Raw genomic sequence first — 24648 nt, 5'->3', positions numbered from 1 at the left:
CAGTCCACCAATCGTGCCGAACAGGACGAAGGCGCTTGGCTGCAGTTTTTTGTGAGGACGCCTGCGGGAAGGGCTCATGCCGGGATCAATAGACATCGCGCAGGTACCGCTTGTCGCTCTGCATCTGCGCCACATAGTCCTTCGCCGCCTCTTCCTTCATGCCGCCGTGCCGCGCAACGATCGCCTTCAGCGCGCTGTCCACGTCCTTCGCCATCCGGCTGCCGTCCCCGCAGACGTAGAAGTTCGCGCCGGCCTCCAGCCAGCGCCACAGTTCCGCGCCTTCCTCCAACATGCGGTGCTGCACATAGATCTTGTCCGCCTGATCGCGCGAAAAGGCCAGGCTCAGCCGATCCAGATGGCCGCTCCGCCGCCAGTCGGCGATCTCTTCCCGGTAGTAGAAGTCAGTCGCCTCGTGCTGCTCCCCGAAGAACAGCCAGTTGGCGCCCGTCGCGCCGGAGGCTTGCCGGTCCTGCAGAAAGGCCCGGAACGGGGCGATCCCGGTGCCCGGCCCGACCATGATCGCTGCGCGCGCGGGATCGGCGGGCGGCCGGAAGTGGGACGACGATTGCAGGAAGATGCCCGGATTTTCCGCTTCGGCCCGGTCGGCCAGAAAGGCCGATCCCAGCCCCATGCGGCGGCGGCCCCGGCAGGTGTAGCGGACGACGGAGACCGTCAGTTGCACCTCGTCCGGCTCAACCAGCGGGCTGGACGCGATCGAATAGTAGCGCGGCTGAAGCGGCCGCATCACCTGCGCCAGATCGTTGGGGCTGAGCTGGACCCCGGTTTCATGCAGCACATCGGCGATCTGCCGGCCCCACAGCCACTGGTCGAATTCCGGCTTGCGATCGGGGTCGAGCAGCGGCGCGAAGGCCGCCTCCGGCTGCCGCTCAGCCATCAGTTCCAGAATGTTGCGGTTCAGCCGGGTGATGTCCCAGTGGCGGACAAACGCTTCAAGCAGCGGCAGTTCGCCGACTTGCTTCACCATGACCGGCGCCTCCGGCGAAAGGTCCAGCACTTCCAGCATCTCGCGGGCGAGCGCCGGACAATTGACTGGCCAGACGCCCAGTGAATCGCCCGCCCGATAGGCGAAACCGCGCCCGGCAATGCCCATGCCGATCTGCCTGACTTCCTTTTGCGCGCCCAGTCCGCTCAGCAGGACATTGCGCGACAGGGCGGTGCGGCACGGCGACTTGCGCGAATATTCGGCGAGTTGGACAGCCGTGGCCGGGACCGAAGCCTCGACTGTCGGTTGAAGCCCGGCCGAAACCGACACGGCGACTTCGCCGCCCGGATCCACGCCGCCCCGATTTCCCTCGGCAAGTGCTGTCGCCACCTTGTCCAGCCATTGTCCGGCGGTTTCCTCGTAGTCCGGCTCGCAATCGGCGCGCGGTGCCAGCCGTGTCGCGCCCAGTTCGTCCAGTCTGGCGTCCAGCTTGCGCCCGAAACCGCAGAACTGGTCGTAGCTTGAATCTCCGAAGGCCAGCACCGCATAGCGGAGGTCACCCAGGCGCGGCGCCGCCGGATCTGCCAGAGCCGACCAGAAGCTGCCGCCGTTGTCGGGGGCATCGCCATCGCCGAACGTGCTACAGACCAGCAGCACCACGCGCGCCGCGGCGATATCCGCCACTCGCGCCGCATCCATCGCCAGCAACCTGACATTGTGCGACCGTCCGGCAAGGTGGCTGGCGCATTGGCCGGCAAATTCCTCGGCATTGCCCGTCTGCGAGGCCCAGATCAGTAGCACTTCGGGCCCAGCCGTCTCGATCACGGGCGCAAGGTTCGCTTCGGCCGCCGCCGCGTGCTGCCCGTCTCCTGCCGGCGCGCGGGCGAACAGACCGGCCAGCAAGCCATTCACATAGTGGCGTCGGCCCGGCTCGAACGGTGCGCCGGGGGGCAGCATGGGAACCCCGCCCACCTGCCGCCCCTCGGCAGAGCGCAGCGAGGTCGTGAAACCTGCCAGATAGGCCCGCTCATCCTCGCGAAGCACCCACGGACGGTCATCGCCAAGCCCCAGCATTCCGGCGAAAGCATCCACCAGCGCCGGCTCCAACGATGCCGATGGCGAAGATGGGGCGGCAGGCGCCAGCGCGGGCGGTTCGCACACACCCTCATCCGCTTGCGGCAAGACCGCGTCCTCCACCGGGCCGGACAGGCGGGACAGCACCACGGCCGAACACTTGAATTCCGGCTGGAGCGAAATCGGATCGACGGCATCGCTGGTCACCGCATTGATCGCCAGGTTCTCTCCGAAAGTGTCGTTCCAGTGGAACGGCGCAAAGCAATTGCCCGGCCGCACACGGTCGGCGATCACGGCAGGAAGAATCGCGGTGCCCCGCCGCGATCGCACTTCGACGCGATCCCTTTCGGCAATTCCCAGCGCCGCCGCGTCCTCGGGGTGGATTTCCACGAAGGGTCCGGGGTTGAGCTTGTTGAGCGTGGGGACTTTCCCGGTCTTGGTCAGCGTATGCCATTGGTGTTGCAGGCGGCCGGTGTTGAGCACCAGCGGGAAGTCCTGATCCGGCATCTCCCGCGGCATCAGGTGCGGGCGCGCCCAGAACTGCGCCTTGCCGCTATCGGTCGGGAAAGTGATGGAGGCGGGCGTTTGGTCCTCATCGGCGCGCAAGTATCGGATCGGGTTGCGCGTCCCTTCGCCATCCGGCGCGCAGGGCCACTGCAACGGGCCTTCGCGAAGCCGATCGTGGCTGGCGCCGCGAATGTCGTATCCGGTGCGCGGGTTCCAGAACCGGCGGATTTCTTCGAACACCTCGGCTGCCGAGACATACGTGAAGCCTTCCACATATCCCATCTCGCGCGCGACCCGGGCGATGATCTCCCAGTCCGGCAGCGCCTCGCCCGGAGGGTCCACGGCCTTCTGCATCAAGGTGAGGTTCCGCTCCGAATTGATCATCACCCCTTCCGCCTCGGCCCAGAGCGCACCTGGCAGGATCACGTGGGCATAGCGGTTCGTCTCGGTATCGACGAAGACGTCCTGGCAGATCACCAGTTCGGCCGCTTCCAGCCCGGCGATCACCGTCTTGCGGTTGGACACGCTGGCCACCGGATTTGTGCAGATGATCCAGCAGGCCTTGATCCGGCCCGCCGCCATGTCCTCGAACATGCCGATCGTGCCCGAACCGCTCTCCGCGCGCAGCGTGCCGCGCGGGATGGCCCAGATGTCCTCCACGAAATGGCGGTCCGCCTCGCTCAGCGTCGATCGCTGGCCGGGCAGGCCGGGGCCCATGTAACCCATCTCCCTTCCGCCCATGGCGTTGGGTTGCCCGGTCAGCGAGAAGGGCCCGCTGCCGGGCCGGCAGATCGCGCCGGTGGCGAGGTGCAGGTTGCACAAGGCATTGGTGTTCCAGGTGCCATGCGTGCTCTGGTTCAGCCCCATGGTCCAGCAGCTCATCCATTCGCGGGCCTCTCCGATCCAGTCGGCGGCCTTGCGCAGGTCCTCCTCGGCGATGCCGGTGATCTGCGCGACGGCGGCGGGCGGATAGTCCGCCAGGAACGCCGGCATCGCATCCCATCCATCGGTATGGGCGGCAATGAACGCTTCGTCGATTTTGCCGTCCGCCAGCAGAAGATGCAGCAGGCCGTTCAGCAGCGCCAGATCGGTGCCTGGCTTCGGCTGCAGGAAAAGGTCCGCCTTGTCCGCCGTCGCGGTGCGGCGCGGGTCGACGACGATCAGCTTCGCGCCGGCCTTCACGCGGTCCATCATGCGAAGGAACAGGATCGGGTGGCAATCGGCCATGTTGGCCCCGGTCACCAGGAACAGGTCCGCCTTGTCGAAATCCTGGTAGGAGCCCGGCGGCCCGTCGGCGCCCAGCGAAAGCTTGTAGCCGCTGGCCGCGCTGGCCATGCAGAGGCGGGAATTGCTCTCGATATTGTTGGTGCCGATGAAGCCCTTGCACAGCTTGTTGGCCAGGTATTGCGCCTCCAGCGACATCTGGCCGGAAACGTAGAAGGACACCGCATCGGGGCCGTCCCGATCGATGATCGCGCGCAGGCCGGCGGCGGTGCGATGGATGGCTTCCGCAATCGGGATGGCGCCCTGATCCTTGCCGCCGGCGATCCGCGCATAGGCGGCCGCTGCCCGACCGGGGGCATCGACGGGGACGTTGCAGCTGCCGCCCTTGGTGCAGAGCCGGCCGAAATTCGTGGGGTGCGCCTTGTCGCCCGAAACCTTGACGATGCGGTTTCCGTCGACCTCCATCACGATGCCGCAGCCCACGCCGCAATAGGGGCATACGCTTTTTACAGTACGTTTCGTCACGCCGGCCGTCCCAACAAAAAAGGCGCCATCGACCGCATCCGTTGCCGGATGCGGTCGATGGCGCCTTTGCCATTCCATGGTGCTCTCAAGGAGCGGAGCCGTGCCCGCTGCGCTGCGGGTGGGGCTCGATATCTGGGCTTTATCCTGTCAAACCCGCCCGCCGGACGCAAGCCTCATTTTGCGTTGCAGCATTGCGCCCAGCGGATGCGCGATATTCAGCTCGCGTCCTGAACCAGACGAACCCGTCCGCGTTCACGCTCCTGACTGGAATGGGCCTTGCGAAGCTTCAGGATGTCCTGACGGGTCAGGATGCCGACCACGCGATGCGTCGCCGCGTCGACGATCGGAATGCGGCCGTGATCCGCCTCCAGCATCAGGTCGACGATGTGCGCCACCGGATCGGCAGGCACACCGCTGGGGCAGGACGCGTCCGACAGCGCTTCGGCAAGGGTGGCCGCCAGATCGGCCCCACACGTCCGCCAGCGCAGGGCATCGCCGCGCGAGACCAGGCCCTGAAGCCTGCCGGCCTCGTCGACCACCGGATAGCTGCGGTGCCGGGCGTCATTCTCGAAGAAGCCGATCACGTCCGCCAGCGCCATCTGCCCCGGCAGGGTTTCGGGCTGAACCGTCATCACCTGCCCCGCCTGCTGGAAATCCAGCGGATCGACCGAATACTCCTGCAGGACATGGCGGCCGCGCCGGGCGATCTTCTCGGTCAGGATCGACCGGCGCATGACCAGTACGCTGACGGCGTAAGCACAAGTCGATGCGGCAATCGTCAGCGGTATCATCGCGAAATCGCCGGTCAGTTCCACTGCGAACAGCGCGGCCATGATCGGCGCGCGCATGGCACCGCTCAGAATGCCGGCCATGCCGACAAGCGCCCAGACCGCGCTGCCACCGGGCAGGAAACACCCCAGCAGGAACCCAAGCGAACCACCCAGCAGCAGCAGCGGTGCCAGCACGCCACCCGAAGTGCCGGATCCCAGCGCGATCAACCAGATCACCGCCTTGACCAGCAGCAGCGTCACAACCGCGCGGATCGCGAACGAACCGTCCAGCAGGCTCTGGATGCTGCCATACCCCGCGCCCAGCGCATTCGCGTCCACCAGGCCGCCAATGCCCACCACCAGGCCGCCAAGCGCCGGCCACCACATCCAGTGCAGCGGCAACCGCGCGAACATATCCTCGATCCGGTACAGCGCGCTGGAAAGCAGCGATGCCTGCGCCCCCGTCAGCATGCCGACGACAGCCGCCACGGCGAGCATCGACGGGGTGATCGCCACGGCATGATGGACCGGGAACAGCGCGCCGGAACCGATCAGAAACGGGCGCCACAGCCATGAAACCATGACCGCGCAGACAACGGGCACGAAGCTGCGCGGCTTCCATTCGAACAGCAGAACCTCGATCGCCAGCAGGATCGCGGCCATCGGCGTTCCGAAGATGGCGGTCATCCCGGCTGCGGCACCGGCGACCAGCAGGGTCTTGCGCTCCGCCGCGCTGAGATCGAACGCCTGCGCGAGCAGGGAACCGATGGCCCCGCCGGTCATGATGATCGGCCCTTCCGCGCCGAACGGGCCGCCGCTGCCGATCGAGATTGCCGACGACAGCGGCTTCAGCAGCGCGACTTTCAGCGAGAGCCGGCTTTCGCCGAACAGGATCGCCTCGATCGCCTCGGGAATGCCGTGGCCGCGAATCTTTTCAGACCCGAAGCGCGCCATCAATCCCACGATCAGGCTGCCCACCACCGGAACGGCCACCAGCCACAGGCCCAGCGCGTTGTCTGTAATCGACAAAGGCGCGGCGGAAAGGCGGCCGAACCAGAACAGGTTGGTGGCGATGGCGATCGCCTTCATCAGCACCCATGCCCCCATTGCCCCTCCGCTGCCCACGACCAGCGCCCCCGCGGCAAGGAACAACATCCGGCGGTCTGCACTGTGATCTGCCAATGGGCGTGAAGAAGGGAGGAAAGAAGACATTATCAGATGACTCATGTTGAAGAATGCTGTGCCATTTATATCGTAATGCGATATAAATCAAGATTGACAAAATCACCCTTCGATGCGGACTGATACTATGCCTGCAGAACTGACCGACGCCGACTATGCCGCCCTTGCCGAATTTCGCTTCTCCTTGCGGCAATTCCAGGCTTTCAGCGAAATTCAGGCCGGCAATTGCGGGCTGACGCCGCAACAGCATCAGGCATTGCTGGTCATCCGGGCCGCGCCGCAGGGGGCGGCAACGGTGGGCCACGTGGCGGAACGGTTGATCCTGAAACCGCACAGCGCGACCGGGCTGATCGACCGGCTGGTCGCGCTGGGCCACGTGCAGCGGCTTCCCTCCCCGCACGACAAGCGGCAGTCCCTGCTTGAACTGACGCCGCTCGCGCATGAGACGCTGGAAAGCCTGAGCGCCGTGCACCGGGATGAAATCCGCCGCCTGCGCCCCATGCTGCTTGCCCTGCTGGACAAGCTGCAGGATTAGAACGTTTTCCAATCAGATGGCATCACCTGATGTCTCGGAAGACACGATAAATCAGAATCCTGGAGCAGTTGATCCGATGCAGCCGGATCAACTGCTGGCCAGATATCGCGACGGAGCGGTTGAAAATTGGGCATCCTCTCCGGACGAGGCGGGCCAGCCGAGCAGATCCGCCATTCTCGTTCCGAAATCGGTCTGGCGGCACAGCGCATTGGCACCCAGCAACGGGCTGAGTGCAGCGCTGTCCTCCATGCCGATGATATCGACGCCGTCCCCGGATCGCCGCGCGAAGCGGACCCGTTCGCCGCCAGTGCCGGCGCGGACCGGCATGGATGCGCAGGGGCGCCATGCCATCACCGGAGACAACCCCTGCGCGGCCATCAATGTGGGCACTACGAAAAGCTCCAGCGCGGCCAGCGCGGCGACGGGGTTACCCGGCAGGCCGACGACCAGCCGTTCTCCGTCCCGCCCCCAGCGGCCGAACCAGAACGGCTTGCCGGGCCGCATTCGGACGGCAGGAACCAGCACCTCCAGTCCCATCGGCCCCAGCGCGGCGCGCACCCTGTCATGCCGGCCGCCCGAAGCTCCTCCGGTGACGATCAACAGCCGCGCATCGGATGAAATGGCGCGATCGAAAATGCTGCCGTCGTGGTCCGGCGCCACGCCAAGATCGGTGATCGTCGCGCCAAGCTGCGTCATTCGCGCCCAGAGCGCGGGCGAAAGCGCATCGTAATTCCCGCCCGGCCCGGCCACCGCGCCGGACACGACAATCTCGTCCCCGGTCGCCAGCAAGGCCAGATTCGGTCGGCGCGCAACGCACAGATGGGCCAGGCCGGAGGCTGCCAGGCGGGCAATGTCGAAATGATCGATCTGCCGGCCGGCCGCCAGCAACAGGTCCCCCTTCCGGAAATCGCAGCCCCGTTGCCGCATGTCGCGCCCAGGCGCGATCTCCCCGGCGATGAGGGTCTGCCCCCTGACCATGCCGCGTTCGCGCCGGACGATCGCGGTGGCGCCTTGCGGGATCACCGCCCCGGTCGAGATATGGACGGCTTCCCCGGCTTCGATGGCCCGGTCGAAGCCCACCCCGGCGCGGCTCTCGCCCACGATCCGGTATTCATGGGCGCCTGCACCATCGGCGACGGCCCAGCCATCCATCGCCGAGGAATCGAAGCGGGGTTGATCGCCACCGGCGCGGATATCTTCGACGTTGCAGCGGCCGAACGCCTGGCGCAGCGGCACCGTCTCGGTCGCATGGGTCGCCGCGACGGCATGAGTGACGATCCGCCAGGTCTCGTCGATCGACAGTGCGTTCACGCCCAGCTTGCCACTGCCGCCTGTTCCGCCACTGCGGAACGTCGCGTGCCCACCGCCTCGCCGATCAGCAGCAAGGTGGGATCGTCGTCGCTGATCGTGGCGACGAGGAAGGCGAGTGCCGACAGCTTGCCGCGAACGAGGCGCTCATCGGGCAGCGAGACATTCACGGCAATCATCACCGGCGTATCGGGATCATGTCCGGCGGCGATCAGCGAGCGGCTGATTTCCCCCGCCGCCGCACGGCCCATATAGACGCCGAGCGTACTGCCCGGCCGGGCCAGCGTTTCCCAATCGAGCTGAAGCGGTTCGCCCGCCTTCAGATGCGCGGTCACGAACGTGACGCCGCACGCCACCCCGCGCAGGGTGAGCGAGGCAAGCCCGCTGGCCGCCGCCGCGCTGGCGGTGGTCACCCCGGGGCAGATCCGCACCGGCACGCCCGCTGCCGCCAGATGATCCATTTCCTCCCCCGAACGGCCGAAGATCGAGGGATCGCCGCCCTTCAGCCGCACTACGCGCTTGCCCGCGCGGGCCGCTTCCAGCAGCAAGTCGTTGATCGAACCCTGCGCCTTGCTGTGCCTGCCGGATCGCTTGCCGACGCCCACTTGCTCGACCCCCGCCGGGATCAGGTCCAGCACGCCGGGTCCGACCAAGGCGTCGTAGAACACCACGTCCGCCGCCGCGATCAGCCGTTCGGCCTTGCGGGTGAGGAGGTCCGGATCGCCCGGCCCGGCGCCGACCAGCCAGACCTCGCCCGGTTGGATAAGAACCGCGCTCAAGCGGCCACCTGCAAGGTCTGCGGGGGCGCGATCAGGATGCGATCGCCCTCCTGCCGCACCGCGATCGTCGGCGTGCAGCCCTTGTCCTCGCCCTGCGCCTCTCCGCTGGCGAGCGCGATGTTCCAGTTGTGCAACGGGCAGGCAACCGAGTGGCCGTGGACGATGCCCTGGCTGAGCGGCCCCTTCTTGTGCGGGCATTCGTTGACGAGCGCGAAGACGCGGTCATCCCCGGTGCGGAACACGGCGATCTCCTTCTCGCCCGCGATCTGCACGGTGCGTGCGCCGCGCAGGGGAATGTCGGACAGGGTGCCGATGTCGATCCAGTCGTTCATGTCATTCACTCCGCTGCGGCCAGTTGTTTGGGGGCGAGGGGTTCAAGGTGCTGGTGCAGTTCGGCCTGATGGCCAGCCGCGCGTTCGGCCCAGGGGTCTTCCTGGCTGAAGCTCTGCGAATAGAGGAAGCGGGCACGCAGGGCTTCGCGCCCCACTTCGTCCTCGACGATCCGCTGCTTCACGTAATCGACACCGACGCGCTCGATCCACGGCGCGGTGCGTTCCAGATAGCGTGCTTCCTCTCGATAGAGCTGGACGAAGGCCGCGCAGTAATCGAGCGCTTCCTGCTCGGTGGCCACCTTGCAAAGGAAGTCGGTGGCGCGCACGTGGATGCCGCCATTCCCGCCGACATGGAGTTCGTAGCCCGAGTCCACACAGACGATCCCGAAGTCCTTGATCGTCGCTTCGGCACAATTACGCGGGCAGCCGGAGACCGCGATCTTGAACTTATGCGGCATCCAGGAACCCCAGGTCATCCGCTCCGTTTTCACGCCCAGCCCGGTGGAATCCTGCGTGCCGAAGCGGCACCATTCGGACCCCACGCAGGTCTTCACCGTGCGCAGCGATTTGCCATAGGCATGGCCCGAGACCATCCCGGCGGCGTTGAGATCGGCCCAGACCGCGGGCAGGTCTTCCTTCTTGATCCCGAAGATGTCGAGCCGCTGGCCGCCGGTCACCTTGACCATCGGCGCATCGTACTTCTCCACCACATCGGCAATCGCGCGCAACTCGCGCGGGTTGGTGAGGCCACCCCACATGCGCGGGACCACCGAATAGGTGCCATCCTTCTGGATGTTGGCGTGCATGCGCTCATTGACGAAGCGGCTCTGCTGGTCGTCCTCGTACTCGCCCGGCAGCGCGCAGAGCAGGTAGTAGTTGAGCGCGGGACGGCAGGAAGAGCAGCCGTCTGGCGTCGACCAGTGTAGCTTCTGCATGACTTCGGGGATCGACTGCATCCCCTGCGCCACGATCTCCCGCCGCACGTCGTCGTGGGTAAAGCTGGTGCATTTGCACAAGGTCTTCGGGCCGGACTTCACCTCGTCGCCAAGGGTCAACGCCAGCAGGCTTTCGACGATGCCCGTGCACGACCCGCAGCTGGCCGAGGCCTTGCAGGTCGCACGCACGGCATCGAGGCTGCAGGCACCGCCCGCGATCGAGGCGACCACCTGCCCCTTGGAAACGCCGTTGCAGCCGCAGACTTCCGCATCATCGGGAAGCGCCGCCACCGCCGCCAGCGGATCGGCAGCGCCGCCCGAAGCGAAGGCTTGGCCAAGGATCAGGGAATCCCGGATTTCCGAAACATCCTCGCCCTTCCTGAGCAAGTCGAAGTACCAGTTTCCGTCCGCCGTATCGCCATAGAGCACGGCGCCGACCACCTTGTCGTCCTTCACGACAACGCGCTTGTAGACCCCGCGCGAAGCATCGCGCAGCACGATGTCCTCGCAACCTTCTCCGCCCGAAAAATCGCCGGCGGAAAACACGTCGAGCCCCGCGACTTTCAGCTTCGTCGAGGTGACGGAGCCGCGATAGCCGCTGTGGCGATCGGTCAGGCCATCGGCCAGGCTGCGGCACATATCCCACAGCGGCGCGACAAGGCCGTAGACATTGCCGTCATGCTCCACGCATTCGCCCACGGCCAGCACGGCGGGGTCGCTGGTGACCATGTGGTCGTCCACCTTGATCCCCCGCCCGACATCGAGCCCGGCATCACGCGCCAGAGCGGTAGAGGGCCGGATGCCGACCGCCATGACCACCAGGCTGGCGGGAATCTCGCGCCCGTCCTTCAGGCGCACGCCCTCCACCTTGCCCTCGCCGTAGATTGCGGCAGTGTCCGCGCCGGTCAGGATCGTCTGCCCACGTGCTTCCAGCGCCGTCTTCAGCAGCCATCCCGCCGCTTCGTCCAGCTGCCGCTCCATCAAGGTGGGCATCAGGTGGATCACGGTGACCTTCATGCCGCGCAAGGCCAGCCCGTGCGCCGCTTCCAGGCCCAGCAGACCGCCGCCGATCACCACGGCGTCGCCGCCCTTGCCGGCCGCTTTCAGCATCAGGTCCACGTCCTTCATGTCGCGGAACGAGATGACGCCGGGCAGGTCCTTGCCCGGGACCGGGATGATGAAGGGGTCGGATCCGGTGGCGATCAGCAGCCTGTCGTAATGGACCTTGCGACCCGACTGCGCGGTTACCGTCTTCGCCGCACGGTCGATGGCGACAACGGGATCGGAGGTGACCAGTTCGATGCCGTTGTCATCGTACCATTCGCGCGGGTTGATGACGATCTGGTCGAAGCTCTTCTCGCCCGCCAGCACGGGTGAGAGCATGATGCGGTTGTAGTTCACATGCGGCTCGGCCCCGAAGATGGTGACGCGGTAGCGCGATGCATCACGCGCCAGCAGTTCCTCCACCGCGCGGCACCCGGCCATGCCGTTGCCCACCACCACCAGATGTTCGCGCACATCGTCCGATGGTACGATCAGCGCGTCCTCATAGTCCGTCGCCAGGGTCTGCTGGGGTTCGATCCCGTCCTGAAATTCCATTCCCGCGCCTCCAGAAATTCAAAGGGGAGAACGAGAAAAGGCCGCCATCCAGACCCCCGGTTCGAAACCGGAAGTCTGGATGGCGGCCTTGCCATCGTTCGGGCCTCCACGACCCGCCGATGGGCCGCTTCGGCAATGTAGGAAGGACAACCTTGTCCTTTGCACTGCACCATATGTGGAAACGCCCGAGGGCTCAAGCGATTCCGTCACGCCTTTCGTTCAATAGGTCCAATCCAATTGAATCCAGTACTTATCGGTATCCGTGGCCATTTCGCGCGCGTCATAATGCGCATAGCGCAAGGAAATCGCGGTCCTGCGCAGCTTCGCAGATGCGAGAAGATCGACCTCGTTGCCATAGTGCTGGTCCAGCCGGTCGCTGTCGAAACGATGCCAAGCCGCTTGCAGCGATACGGCCGAAAGCGGACCCAACTGCTTCCAGCCATGGCCGCCGCCGAAATAGAGATCGCGCACGCCGTTGGCGGGCGTGGTCAGGAACTTGTCCGCCCAGCCCTGAAACTTGAAATTGGTGCCCAGCGGCGTCTGGAAACTGGTGAGCGCAATGCCGTTGTCGGCGCCCAGCACTTCATAACCGGCGTTCAGCTTCCAGCCCTTCGCATCCAGCGTGGCATCGGCCAGCCAGTAATCGGCACGATAGTCGTTGGGATTGTGGTGCCAGTCGGACTGGCGGGCGTAGCTTGCCTGATAGGCCAGCTTCACGGCCGGCGAAAAGGCGTGGCTGCCGGCCAGCCGCACGCCGTACGTCTGGCTGGACAGGCGAAATCCCTGCACCGGCGCCTCGTCCTGATCGACCAGATAGGCAAAGCCCGTCAGCGTGCCAATCGGCGTGGCATAAGAAAGATTGCCAAGGACGTTGTCTCCCGTGATCGCCTGCTGCCGTGCACCGTGCCCATCCACGCCCCAGATCGTCCGCACGCTCCAGGCATAGGACAGGTCCAGTTTCAGCCCCTTCAGCGGCGTCACTTCGGCCCGCATGGCGTCGAACGTCTGCGCATTGTCGCGAAACCCGACATTGCCGACGAAGCGCTCGTCATCCAGCGCGATCTTCTGCCGCCCGGCAGTGAGTGCCACGGCCTTGGTCCGGTACTGCAACTGCGCCAGATAGAGCGCGACGTTCTGTGGATCGGCCACCAGCGGACGGTTCGCCGCTCCGTGAAGGCCGTCGTAATAGTCATCCACCACGGCCAGCGTGCCCTGGGCGACCACGGTTGCGCTCAAGGCGCCCGTGGTGGCAGTGGCACCGCCGCGAACGCGCAAGATCAGCGCATCGGCGGCCTGATCCAGCCCATCCTGATCGACATGTTCGTACCGCGCGCGTGCTTCCACGATCGGCTTCAGGCTCACTTCCTGGGCGTGAGCGGACCCCGCGACGGCCAACGCGGCCGCCGTTCCCATCAGATATCGCATGGCTTGTTTCCCCCCTGGATCGCGGCGGCGGATCCAGCGCCGTGCCGCTGGATCCACCGCCCTTCCCTCTCCGATCAGATGCGTGCGGCGGTCTTCCAGGTTGCCCGCCAGCGCGTCTTCACCAGCGCCACGGAGGCAAGGGCAAGCACCGCCAGGCCGGCGAAGATCAGGAAACCGGGCGCGAAGCTGCCGGTCATCTGCTTGGCAAGCCCAAGCGAGCTGGCAAGGTAGAACCCGCCGATGCCGCCCGCCATGCCGACCAGCCCGGTCATCACGCCGATCTCCGCCCGGAAGCGTTGCGGCACCAACTGGAACACCGCGCCGTTGCCCGTGCCCAATGCCAGCATGGCCAGCACGAACATGCTGAGAGCGCTCGGCAGGCTGTGCGCCTGGGCCACGCCCACCAGCGCGATGGCGGCCACGGTATAGACCATCATCAGCGCCTTCACGCCGCCGATCCGGTCCGCCAGCGCGCCGCCCATCGGCCGCACCAGCGATCCGGCAAAGACGCAGCCCGCCGTGCAATAGCCGGCAACAATGGTGGTGAGGCCGAACTGATCGGTGAAGTAGATCGGCAGCGAGGCGGCAAGACCCACGAAACCGCCGAACGTCACCGCATAGAACGCCATCAGCCACCAGGCGTCGGCCTGCTTCAGCGGCTCGAAATAGTCGACCAGCTTGCGCGGCGCCGGCTGGTTGGGGGCGTCCTTGGCCAGGATCAGATAGACGACGAAGACCACCGAAAGCGGGATGCAGGCCAGCCCCAGCACCGCGTTCCAGCCGAAAGTCTTGGCCAGCATCGGCGCGAAAAGGGATGCCAGCACCGTGCCCGAATTGCCCATGCCGGCAAGCCCCATCGCCTTGCCCTGATGCTCGGCCGGATACCAGCGGCTGGCCAGCGGCAGCGCGATGGCGAAGCTTGCCCCCGCAAAGCCCAGGATCACGCCCAGCGCCAGCGTGCCGCCGAAGCTGTTGACGCCCATGAACCAGGCGAAGAACAGCCCGGCAATGACGATCAACTGGCTGATCGCGCCAGAGCGTTTGGGTCCGATGCGATCCACCAGCAGCCCGTTCACCACCCGCAGCAGCGCGCCCGCAAGCGTCGGCACCGCCACCATCAGGCCCTTTTCGGCAGGCGTGAGGCCCAGGGTTTTGGAGATTTCCGGCGCCAGCGGTCCCAACAGTACCCAGACCATGAAGGCCAGATCGAAATAGAGGAAAGCCGCGATCAGCGTGGGCGTGTGCCCGGCCTTCCAGAAGCTGGTTGCCGGTGCCACAGGTGCGATTTCGGGTGCATTTTCGGCCGTCGCGGCCTCTCCATCTCGTTCCCAGTAAGCGGTTGCCATCGTCAGGTTCCCCATAAAACGGACACGAAAAAAGCCGCAGGCCGGACATCACCCTTTGGTGAGCCCGGTCAGCGGCTTTGCTGCGAAATTCGGTGAGGATGGCGCTCCACCGTTGGAGCAGCGCATCCGAGTATGGTCACGCGGCGTCGCGTGAGGCCTGCATCATCAGGCGATTCGCGCCATGTTGCAAGGCACAAAATCCAAGCCCCGCCGATTAGCGCGGATCCAGTGTTTTTCAGCCAGGCACATGCTGCGCCGCCGCAAGCCGACGCTCCGTTTGGCGCCCGGTCAGCGGGGGGTAAAACCTGCCAGATAGTCGTCGATCCGCTCCGGATCGAACACGCGGCCGTCGAAGAAGCGATCCGGCCCCAGCGTCAGGTCCCCCTTGCGAGAACCGACGGCCAGCGGCGCATCCACCGCGCCTTCCAGCTTCATGCTGGCCCCCGGCATCGGCACGTCGCTGCCCGCCAGCGCCCGACGAAACACGTCGGGCCGGAACACCGCCCCGGCCTTGGCGGCGTTTTCGGGCGAGTGGTCCACCATGTTCCAGCGCACCAGTTGCGAATAGATCCACAGCGCCTGGCTGCGCCACGGGAACGAAGTCGCCTCGCGGGAGAACAGCACGAAGTCCGAACAATCGACCGCACCATCGCCCGCGCGCGGAACGATCCGCCCGGTCAGCGCCCGCAGGATCAGGTCCGCCGGTTGATCGACATAGCGCGGATCGGCCAGCAGATGCGCCAGAGCCTCGCGATTATCCGGCTCGTCGCACCACGCGGCGGCCCGGGCCAGCGCGCGCAGCAGGCGATCGACCGTCTCCGGGTTCTCCTCCAGCCACGGCTCGCGGAACGTCAGCACTTTCTCGACACCGCGCTGCCAGATCCGTTCGCCAATGGCGACGGCTTCGGCCCGGCCTGAATCGATCGCGGCACTGCCCCAAGGCTCGCCGGCGATGAAGCCATCGATCTCCTCGCCATGGATCGCCTCCACCGTCAGCGAAGGCGGCAGTACGCGCAGCACCACGTCGCGATCGGGATCGATGCCCGCACTCGCCAACCAGTAGCGCAGCATCAGCGCGTGGCTGGAAAAGCGATGGACCACGCCGATCACCGGCTTGCGCCGCCACAACCCGATGGCAGAGGCGAAGTCATGCGCGGTGCCCAGCGGATCGGCCAGACGGCGCACCGGATCGGGATCGAGCGCGGCGGCGAAATCGCGCGCCATCACCAGCATGTTGCCGTTGACGCCCAGCTTGTAGGGCGCGACCAAGGCGGCAGGCTGCTGGCTCAACCCCAGCGTCACCGCCACGGCCAGCGGCGCCAGCATGTGCGCGGCCTGCACCTGCCCGTAGACCAGCCGATCGCGCAAGGTCGCCCAACTGGTGGTACGCACGAGGTCCAGCGAAATGCCTTCTTCCTCGGCAAAGCCCCGCTCCCGCGCGGCGGCAAGCACGGCCACGTCGTTCAGCGGCAGGAAGGCGATGCGCACATTGGTCGTCATAGTCCGCCTCCCAGCAGGTCGCTGGCGGTAATCAGCGCCTGCGCCACGTCCACGATCTTCTTGCCCTGGTTCATCGCGCTGGTGCGCAGCAGGTTGTAGGCATCCTGCTCCGAAAGGCCGCGCTGGTTCATCAGGATCGACTTCGCGCGGTCTATCACCTTGCGGTCCCCCAGCGCCGTGCGCGCCTCTTCCAGCTCCGCCTGCATCTTCGAAAAGACGTTGAAGCGCCGCACCGCCAGTTCCAGCACCGGCTTCACCCGCTCCTTGCGCAGCCCGTCCACCACGTAGGCGGAGACGCCTGCATCGATGGCGGCACCGATCATCGCCTCGTCCGACTGATCGACGAACATCGCGATCGGCCGCGCCAGCGCGCGGCTGACCAGCAGCATTTCCTCCAGCGTGTCGCGGCTGGGGCTGCCAAGGTCCATCAGCACGACATCAGGCGCCATGCGCTCCAGCCGCGCAACGAAAGCGCCGCGCGGTGGGACGATATGGATATCGTCATAGCCCGCCTCACGCAGCCCTTCCTCAAGGACCGTCGCGCGCAAGCCACTGTCGTCGATGATGACGATTCTCATTCCACCCCACCCGGTGCCATGCAGCGCACATCGCCGAGCACCGGCCATGCGTCAATCCGTCAATGCCTTGGCGCTGCCGTCGAATGGCCGAAAGGCGGTAGACAAGAGAGAGGGATCCCGGCCCAGGAAAAGTTCGGCAATCAAGTTGCGAAGCCATTGCATCGAGGGCTCGCCATGCACGCGCCGATGCCAGAATTGCTGCAAGTTGATCATCGGGGACGGAAGCGGCGGCGCAATCAGCTGAAGCGGCGCCATTGTCGCAAAAATGGCGCCAACGGCGGCCGGCACGGTGCTGATCAAGTCCGACCCGGCGACGAGAAGCGGAACGCTCATGAAATGCGGCGATTGCAGCTGAATTCTTCGGGAAAGCCCTTTTGCAAGGAGCGCTTCCTCGAAAAGTTCCTGGCTTCGCCCGCGCTGGGCGACGACGATGTGCCCCAGATCCAGGAATGTATCCAGCGACCACCCCTCTCTGGCCGCGGGATGCCCATCACGGGCAATGCAGGTGAAGGGATGGTCGAAGAGCTTCTGGGTCAGAAAGTTACTGCCCAAAAGGTCTGGAAAATACCCAAGCGCAAGATCGACCTCCCCGTTCGACATCGCCAATCGAAGTTCGTCCGGCGCCATCGAGCGGGATTCCAGCGTTATGCCCGGGGCTCTCGCTTCCAGTTCCATCATCAGGCGCGGAAGAAAGACAAGTTCGCCGATGTCCGAGGTGCTGATCACGAATTTACGGGCAGCGGTTTCCGGATCGAACTTGTGCTCGGCCAGCACTTCATTTTCCAGCATGCCCAGCATTCTGCGCAGAGGATCGCGCACCGCCTCTGCAAGCGCGGTAAGCTGCATCCCATTGCCCGCCCGCACCAAAAGCGCGTCATCGAACTGCGTGCGCAGCTTGTTGAGGGCGAAGCTGACGTTGGGCTGGCTCATGCGCAGTCTGCGCGCCGTGGCGTTGACGCCCTTCTCCTCCAGCAAGGCATCGAGCACGATCAGCAGATTGAGATCAAATCGCCGGTAATCCATCATGCAATCCGCCAGAGTGATAACCTATATCACAACAACTCCTCCTGCGGATCAAGTTCGACGGTGATAGCCTTCCCGCGAAGAACACACCGGGCGAGAGGAAAATCCGTGGACGAGGCGCGTTACCTGAAGAATGTCTGGTATGTGGCGGGCTGGAGCAGCGAACTCGCGCCCGGCGATAAAGTCGCGCGCACATTTCTTGAACAACCCGTCGTGCTTTGGCGTTCCAGCGATGGCGCCGTGCATGCGCTTGCCGACCGCTGCATTCACCGGGCGATGCCCCTCTCCGCCGGACCTGTCGACGGGAACGTCATTCGCTGCCCTTACCATGGCCTTGAATACGGCCCTGACGGCAAATGCGTGAAGATCCCGGCCCAGGACAAAGTGCCGTCCAGCGCACGCGTGCGGGCCTATCCGATCGTGGAGCGACAGGGGCTGATATGGATCTGGATGGGCGAACATGACCAGGCGGAAACGGCCTCGGTGCCCGATTACCCGATCCACGACGATCCAAAGTACGCATGGCGGAGCGCCCATTATCCGGTGAACGGAAACTGGCAGCTACTCGTCGACAATCTGATGGACCTGTCTCACCTGCCGTACATCCACGCCAACACGATCGGCGGGAATCCGGAATTGCACTTCAAGACGAAGACGGAATCGGAAAAGCTGCCAAACGGCGTGCGCGTAACCCGTTACATGCCGGATTCCGTCCCTCCTCCAACGTACGTGGATGCAGGCGGCTTTACTGGCAGGGTGGACCGATGGCAGGAGATCGAGTTCGAACCCGTCCTCATCCGCATTCATACGGGCGCGTGCGATGCCGGCACCGGCGCCTATGAAGGGTTACGAGAGCACGGATTCTCGATGCGGGGTTTCCACGGGATTACGCCGGAAACCGCGACGACGACGCACTACTTCTGGTCGATGGCGACCAACAAGCTCAATGACGGGATGCCGGACGAGGTATTCGAACAAACCGCTCGCACGTTCAAGGAAGACCAGGACGTCCTTGAATTGCAACAGCTTCGGATGTCCGAAGACCCTACCGGCACAATGATCGACATCGCCAGCGACGTGGGCGGACGGCATACTCGCCAATTCATCGCCCGCCGACTTCGCGAGGAGGCGACGGCAACCATCGCAGCCTGACACGGGTTGACGCGCCCTCCCGCTGGAGCCGCGAGGGCGCGGCCAGGTTACTGCTCGGCGTTGGCGCAGTCGATGCAAAGGGCCGCTTCGGGGCGGGCTTCCAGCCGCGCCGGCGAAATTTCCTCAGCGCACCGCACACATTCGCCGTATGTCCCGCTGGCGATGCGATCCAGTGCACGCTCGACCGACGCAATCTCCCGTTGGATCAGCGCCGCCTGACCTTCCAGCGGCACGTCGTCCTCCGTTTCGACCGCTTGCTCAGAACTGTCGGGGTCCAGCGGTTCCGCCAGATCCTGCTCGATGCGGCCATACCGGTCCTTGAGCTCGGCCAACCGTGTTTCGAGACGCGCCTTGTTGGACATAGCAAACTCCCGTTCTCTTCGTGCCCATTCCTGCTGCGGCGACGCAAGCATGCCGACCGCCGTGCGGACCATCCCCTGAGTCAAGGCTGGCTCGCTATCGGGAAAAACCCGATGCCGGCTGGGCTTGGCGTTCGCCGTGGATGGGATCACCGTCTGATACCTGCAAGACATCCGGTGTCATGGACGGCGAATGCGGCACCGCGCGCCATTCCCTTCGCTAATTATGGCGATTAATCCAAAATGCGCGCGGAAGTTTTCTATATTACCAATTCGGACAGGTAATACGTCGGGCATATCTGCAATTTTTTTAGGGAAGAAGCATTTTATAAACCAAAAATTCCGACATTTCGATTCGCCAAAACCGAACCTCGATCGAATGTATCCGGAATTCGTACTTTAGACTTTAGCATGTTAAATTTTTTTAATCCTACAAGCCTCCTCTTCGGAGGAAAATTTCATCCAGGTGAATTGGAAGTGTGGTCGGTTATGTCAATTGGATTGGGTTTTGGTAGTCGGCTGAGTCCGGGCAAATTTCAGAGGTCGTCGCGCGCGTTTCTGATCGCAATACTTTCGACTTCCCTGCATACACCCAGTGTCGCCCAAGCCGTTTCCCAACAGGCTCTTTCCAATCAGACCGTTTCAAATCAGGCCGTGCCAGTACCCCCTCCGGTGCTGCTACCCGCCCCTCCACAGGCAACACTGCCCCCGCAGGCTTCCGTTTCGACACCCGCAAAGCCGCCATCAGAAGAAGCCAGTTTCCAGCGGTGCGATGGCTATTACGCTCCGAACGGCAAGGTCGACCACTTTGTCAGGGAATCGACTTTCTTTGGTTTGGCCTCGCAGAAGCAGGACCTCCGGCAAAGTCGGGATATTGCGCCTGGAGCGACGGGCGTGGCCGCGTGCGAGACTGCACTTGCCAGTCCGTTGCTCAAGCCGGAGTTTGCATATCGACGCTTGAACCTGATGCAGGCGCAGGCGGTCCACCTCATCGGTGCGGGCGACCCGGCGCGTGCCCTGGCGGTGCTTGAACAGGCAAGCCGGTTCACGGTCGAAATCCCTGCGACGTTGCGGGCGAAGGGTTTCGACCTGGCAAACAAAGCCATTCGAACTTACGCGCTGATCAAGTCCGGCAAACTCGACGGTGTTGAAACCTCGATCACGGAAATCGCCGCGCAGCGCCCATATTCGCCATCCGTTCAAGAACTTGCCGACCTGCTCAGGGTCGAACTTGCCAGCGCCCGGGGCAGCGCGCCGACTGCCGAATCCATGCTGGAATTGAGATGGCGCGAGGTGCCGCAGTCCCCTCAATACATCGCACCGATGTTGCTCTCTGCATTTCAATTATCGCGTTTCGCCGACGTCGCTAAATTAGGCGCAGGTTTCAGCATTTCCCAACCCATATCGCAGGGTCGCTGGGAATATCAGGGTGCCGTTTTCGACAAGGATGCACGGCTCGATCTGCGCATTCTTGTTGCCGGCATGACGGCGTATTCGGAAGCCGCCCTCGGCAAGACCGCAGCCGTAAACGACATCAACGCAAGGACGCTTGCATCGATCGACGCTGAAGCCAATATCCCGCCCCCTGACGAAAAGGGCGTGCTATTGGGCCTTATTCGGCCTTCCAAATCGGAACGCGAGCAAGATCTCAAGCGCTACCAAGGCTATCTGAAGCATCTGGAACGCGCCCGACTTGATCTGGCCGCCTGGAACCGGCTGATCGAGTTGAGGGAGAAGGCTGCCACACTGCCTGCGGCTGCTCTTCGTGCGGAAGTGATGTCTTTCGGGCCGAAAGGCATTCTCGTCCTTGCAGACATGCTCAGCCAATCGCCCGATCTGGCCACTCCAGAAGGACGAAAGCAGATAGATCTGCTGCAGAAGCTCACGCAGGCGCAGCGGCAGAATCTTGAAAAGTATTCGCTAACGAGATTTCTGAATTCGTTGCCTAGAGCCGAGATGCCGGAGACCCAACCGCACTTCATGGACGCCAAAAGTGGCGGTATCTTAAGACCTCTTGTGCCGCTTTCCGGGGGAACCGCAGAAAAGATGGACGCAGAAAACCATTGGACTGTGCATTACTCCGCCCCTCTGGCAAGTTCCGCGACAACAGAGGAACTTGCATTGTTAAACGCAGCTCTGCTGGCAAAAAGCCAAGGCTATGACCGTATCATTATCGAGTCACGCTTTGTTGTACTCAGAACATTGAATCTGCGCATAACCGGGCCCTATTATACTTCCAGTGCGATCAGCAACAATGCGGGACGTGACGCCATCATGACTGTTTGGCTGGTGAACAGCAATGAAGCCTTGCCGAAAGAGCTGTCCGGATCTGAGTGGAGGGAGATCGAAGTTGATCCGATCATCACCGATCTGTCGTCAGAGTATCATGACCTCATCAGCCAGACGGCTTAGAACAGTTTCCGAGCCAACAGGTGATACCGCCCGATTAGGAAGCGCGCTGGCACTGTACCGGAAAAGCAAGCTTGTCAGGCGGCCTGGTCTTGGAGGAGAACATTGACCTGACGGGCTTCCACTATGAAGAAAGAAGCTTTTGCAAGCGAGCCCGGGGCGAAGGCGAAATGGCGATATCCTCTTCAATTCGAACCCCGAAAATGCGATAATCCGCTGCAAAGTCAGGGTTCCCATTGGAGAGGATGCAGGAGGCTGGACATGATCGCTCGTCACATGGTTACCGCAGCGGCATTGGCACTTGTGGCGGCACAGGCGTCGTCGCAGGCGCCGCAAGGTACGACCGACTGGTCTCGCGCGGAGCCCGTCACCGTAGAGCTTTCGAATTTCAAGTTCTCGCCCTCCGCTATTCAGCTCAAACAGGGGCGGGCTTACGACCTGCGCTTGGCGAACATGGCGTCGGGAGGACACGACTTCTCCGCCGGTGAATTCTTCGCGGCCGCGCGGATCATGGATGCCGATCGGGCGAAGATCACCGAAGGAAGGGTTGCGGTCGCCGCTGGAAAAAGCGTCGACATCCATCTGGTCGCGCCCGCTCCCGGCACCTACAAGCTGCGATGCACGCATTTCATGCATAGCTCGTTCGGCATGACGGGGGAGATCGTGGTGCAGTAATGGGGCACACTGCCTGATCTCAAGCCTGAATGGCGCCCTAATCAAAGCAAGGCGAAGCCGGGCTCCTACAAGCCCGGCTTCGCCTGATGATCACAGCGCCCCGATGATCAAAGGGCGAAGCGGATTGTCCCCAGCACGGTCCGCGGTGCTCCCGGCAGGTTCAACAGCGGCGATGTGCCGTGCCCGGAAATGATGTAGTTCTTGTCGAACAGGTTGTAGACGTTGAGCTGCAGGCGGGCGGGACCAACCTGGGTCCATGCCATCGCATCGGCTGTGAAATAGTGCTCCAGAACCGTGGTGTTTGCCGGGTCGGCCCAGCGATTGCCGACGTAGTTCGCGCCCGCCCCGACACCGAACCTGTCGCCAAAGCTCTTCGTGATGAAGGCGTTTGCCGCGTTCTTCGGCGTAAGCGTCGCACCCTTGTCGACAAAGGCAGGATTGGCCGATTCCGTGACACGGGCATCGAGGTAGGCGTAACCCACGATGGCGCGGAAGCCCGATGGCAGGTCGAGCGCGCCGGACACCTCGATCCCGCGCGTGCGCTGGGTGCCGATCGGGATCACGACTTGCGGGTTGGCGGGATCGCTGCCCTTGATACCGCTACGGCGCAGGATGAATGCCGAAAGCTGGATGTTCAACCGGTTCTGCAGCAGCGTGTACTTGGCACCGATTTCCTTGTTTGTGGTCTTTTCAGGTGCGATATCAGTATTGTTCGCTGCCAGAGCGAAGGTTTCCGCCGATGGCTGGAAGCTGGTGCTCCACGATGCGTAGTAGGATTGCAGCTCGTCCGGCTGGAAGACAAGGCCGACACGCGGGCTCCACTTCTTGTCCGTGCGTTCCAGCGGCTGTGCCCGCGCAGGGATGATCAGGTCCGTCTTCTGCTTGAACCAGTCATAACGGATGCCGGCGAGCGCCTTGAAGCCGGCCCCCAGTTCGACGAAGTCCTGCACGTAAAGCCCGCGCGTATCGAATGTCGAAACCGACTTTGCGCTGAGAGCGGTAAAGTCGGCGTTCGAGATCGTGGGAAGCACGGGATCCAGGGCCGAGGTGATAGCGACGACGCGCGAAGCGATCGTATCGGCATCCTTCACCTGGCGCGAAATCTCCACGCCATACAGCATGGTATGCCGCGTGCCGCCCAGTTCGAACTTGTGCGTCAGTTCGGACTGGTTCGACCAACCGTCTTCATCGCGCAAGATGCCGCCGTGAGACAGCGTGACCGTACCGGCCGCAGCATTGACCGCGGTGGTATTGGTGTTGTGCCGGTCCAGCGTGTAGCGATAATGGCGGAAACCATTGCGGAACGACAAGGCGTCCGAAAAGCGATGCGCCAGCGTGAGCGTCTGCGAGAGCACTTCCGACCGGCTCACATCCGCATCGCGGGCATTGGCGGCGCCATAATACGTCGAGCGCGGGACGTCGACGACCTGGCCGTTGATCGCCGGAATGCCGAAATCGGTCAGCCGTCGATCCTTCAGGTAATCGGCCTGGATCAGGATGGTGGTGTCCTTCCCTTCACCCAGCAAAATCGACGGTGCAAAGGCCACGCGCTTGACGAATTGCTGGTCGCGGAAGCTGTCGCTGTCCTCCAAGGCTCCGGTGACGCGAAATCCCACGCCGGAAGCGGGATCGAACCGGCCCAGATCGATCTCTCCGCGCTTGGTATCCTGCGAACCATAAGTCAGCGTTCCCGCCAGCACGTCGACATCCGGCTTCTTGGTAACGCGATTGATCAGTCCGCCCGAAGAGCCGCGCCCGTAGAGTACCGCCGCAGGCCCCTTGATCACCTCCACCCGCTCCACGTTCGAAAGATCGCGGAAGTAGAGGCCGTCGTCGCGAAATCCGTCGACATATTGATCGGCAATGGCCGTAAAGCCACGAATCGTGACCTGGTCCCGCTGGCCGTCACCATGCGAAAACGAGACGCCGGGCACATTCTTGAGCGCATCCTGCAACGACAGCGCGCGCTGATCGCGCAAGACTTCGGAAGGGACGACCGCAACAGCTTGCGGCAGATCCTTCAACGGAATATCAATCTTCGCGGCGCCGGAATCCTGCGGGACATAGCCATCGTTATCGCGAGCGCCCGTGACGATGATCGAGCCATGTTGGTCACGATCAGTCGTCTCAGCAGCCGTCTCGGCCGAGGCCGCGGAAGCAATCGGGAAAGCAATGGCAGTTGTTGCAAGAAGGCGCACGAAAGCGCCCTTCGAAACGAAGAGTGAATGCACGGACAAACGGAGAATCCCTCATCAAATTTACTGCGACCGCGTATCAATAGCATCTCATCGTTGCAACAGATTGTTACATCTCGTTACACCGTGTCACCGCAAAATTGCCCGAGGATGGCACGCGAGCCGACGGGAAGAGACCGCAAACTGTCAGCCCCGCTGCAGGTGTCGGGTATTCCCTGCGACGTATCGTCCGACTCCCCAATGTTGCATGCCGGGGCAATCGGCCCCGGCATA

Annotated in this window: 17 protein-coding genes; 4 read left to right on the top strand and 13 right to left on the bottom strand. The window is 63.8% G+C overall.

Translation table 11 applies throughout. The annotated features are described in order from the left end of the window. Nucleotides 1-85 precede the first annotated feature (85 nt). On the bottom strand, nt 86-4273 hold the full coding sequence (locus WBP06_RS27610; RefSeq protein WP_395335859.1) for a molybdopterin-dependent oxidoreductase: 4188 nt from the start codon (nt 4271-4273) through the stop codon (nt 86-88). A 215-nt stretch (nt 4274-4488) separates the two neighbouring features. Next, nucleotides 4489-6198 carry a chloride channel protein gene (locus WBP06_RS27605; protein WP_395335857.1) on the bottom strand — a complete coding sequence of 570 codons (1710 nt, stop codon included), beginning with the start codon at nt 6196-6198 and terminating at the stop codon, nt 4489-4491. A 154-nt stretch (nt 6199-6352) separates the two neighbouring features. Between WBP06_RS27605 and WBP06_RS27600 the strand changes: the two genes are divergently transcribed. Further along, entirely contained in the window at nt 6353-6760 is a 408-nt protein-coding gene (locus WBP06_RS27600) for a MarR family winged helix-turn-helix transcriptional regulator (protein WP_395335855.1), read from the top strand. A gap of 87 nt (nt 6761-6847) precedes the next feature. On the opposite strand, the gene WBP06_RS27595 is transcribed toward WBP06_RS27600, so the two are convergent. The 9 genes from WBP06_RS27595 to WBP06_RS27555 form a co-directional block, all read right to left on the bottom strand. Next, the gene (locus tag WBP06_RS27595; protein WP_395335853.1) at nt 6848-8071 is read right to left on the bottom strand and encodes a molybdopterin molybdotransferase MoeA; all 1224 of its coding nucleotides are present in this window, start codon (nt 8069-8071) and stop codon (nt 6848-6850) included. After that, nucleotides 8068-8847, bottom strand: coding sequence for a uroporphyrinogen-III C-methyltransferase (gene cobA, locus WBP06_RS27590; protein WP_395335851.1), 780 nt, complete (start codon nt 8845-8847; stop codon nt 8068-8070). Before cobA ends, WBP06_RS27595 begins: the two co-directional genes overlap by 4 nt. After that, nucleotides 8844-9179: a nitrite reductase small subunit NirD gene (gene nirD, locus WBP06_RS27585; RefSeq protein WP_395335848.1), complete on the bottom strand. Its 336-nt coding sequence runs from the start codon at nt 9177-9179 to the stop codon at nt 8844-8846. Before nirD ends, cobA begins: the two co-directional genes overlap by 4 nt. A gap of 5 nt (nt 9180-9184) precedes the next feature. Further along, nucleotides 9185-11713, bottom strand: a complete 2529-nt coding sequence (gene nirB, locus WBP06_RS27580) for a nitrite reductase large subunit NirB (RefSeq protein WP_395335845.1) — start codon at nt 11711-11713, stop codon at nt 9185-9187. 219 nt (nt 11714-11932) lie between these two features. Next, nucleotides 11933-13138: a hypothetical protein gene (locus tag WBP06_RS27575; RefSeq protein WP_395335843.1), complete on the bottom strand. Its 1206-nt coding sequence runs from the start codon at nt 13136-13138 to the stop codon at nt 11933-11935. Nucleotides 13139-13212: 74 nt separating this feature from the next. Continuing rightward, nucleotides 13213-14484 carry a nitrate/nitrite transporter gene (locus tag WBP06_RS27570; protein WP_395335840.1) on the bottom strand — a complete coding sequence of 424 codons (1272 nt, stop codon included), beginning with the start codon at nt 14482-14484 and terminating at the stop codon, nt 13213-13215. Between the two features lie 288 nt (nt 14485-14772). Then, complete coding sequence (locus tag WBP06_RS27565; RefSeq protein WP_395335837.1) at nt 14773-15984, bottom strand: ABC transporter substrate-binding protein; 1212 nt, start codon at nt 15982-15984, stop codon at nt 14773-14775. After that, nucleotides 15981-16562, bottom strand: coding sequence for an ANTAR domain-containing response regulator (locus WBP06_RS27560; RefSeq protein WP_395335835.1), 582 nt, complete (start codon nt 16560-16562; stop codon nt 15981-15983). The genes WBP06_RS27565 and WBP06_RS27560 overlap by 4 nt, the downstream gene beginning before the upstream one ends. Nucleotides 16563-16613: 51 nt before the next feature. Continuing rightward, nucleotides 16614-17588 carry a LysR family transcriptional regulator gene (locus WBP06_RS27555; protein WP_395335833.1) on the bottom strand — a complete coding sequence of 325 codons (975 nt, stop codon included), beginning with the start codon at nt 17586-17588 and terminating at the stop codon, nt 16614-16616. A gap of 105 nt (nt 17589-17693) precedes the next feature. Between WBP06_RS27555 and WBP06_RS27550 the strand changes: the two genes are divergently transcribed. Next, complete coding sequence (locus tag WBP06_RS27550) at nt 17694-18737, top strand: Rieske 2Fe-2S domain-containing protein (protein WP_395335830.1); 1044 nt, start codon at nt 17694-17696, stop codon at nt 18735-18737. A gap of 47 nt (nt 18738-18784) precedes the next feature. Here the strand turns inward: WBP06_RS27550 and WBP06_RS27545 are convergent, their stop codons facing one another. Further along, nucleotides 18785-19099, bottom strand: coding sequence for a TraR/DksA family transcriptional regulator (locus WBP06_RS27545; RefSeq protein ID WP_395335827.1), 315 nt, complete (start codon nt 19097-19099; stop codon nt 18785-18787). 408 nt (nt 19100-19507) lie between these two features. On the opposite strand from WBP06_RS27545, the gene WBP06_RS27540 reads away from it, so the two are divergent. After that, nucleotides 19508-21508, top strand: coding sequence for a hypothetical protein (locus tag WBP06_RS27540; RefSeq protein ID WP_395335825.1), 2001 nt, complete (start codon nt 19508-19510; stop codon nt 21506-21508). Between the two features lie 258 nt (nt 21509-21766). Further along, nucleotides 21767-22180 carry a cupredoxin domain-containing protein gene (locus tag WBP06_RS27535; protein ID WP_395335823.1) on the top strand — a complete coding sequence of 138 codons (414 nt, stop codon included), beginning with the start codon at nt 21767-21769 and terminating at the stop codon, nt 22178-22180. Between the two features lie 107 nt (nt 22181-22287). On the opposite strand, the gene WBP06_RS27530 is transcribed toward WBP06_RS27535, so the two are convergent. Then, on the bottom strand, nt 22288-24378 hold the full coding sequence (locus WBP06_RS27530; protein WP_395335821.1) for a TonB-dependent receptor: 2091 nt from the start codon (nt 24376-24378) through the stop codon (nt 22288-22290). Nucleotides 24379-24648 lie beyond the last annotated feature (270 nt).

Origin of the sequence: Novosphingobium mississippiense (genome assembly GCF_044029535.1) — a bacterium.
Taxonomy (GTDB): Bacteria; Pseudomonadota; Alphaproteobacteria; order Sphingomonadales; family Sphingomonadaceae; genus Novosphingobium.
The sequence above is the reverse complement of the archived record's forward strand: the minus strand, read 5'-3'. Positions and strand labels throughout refer to the sequence as shown.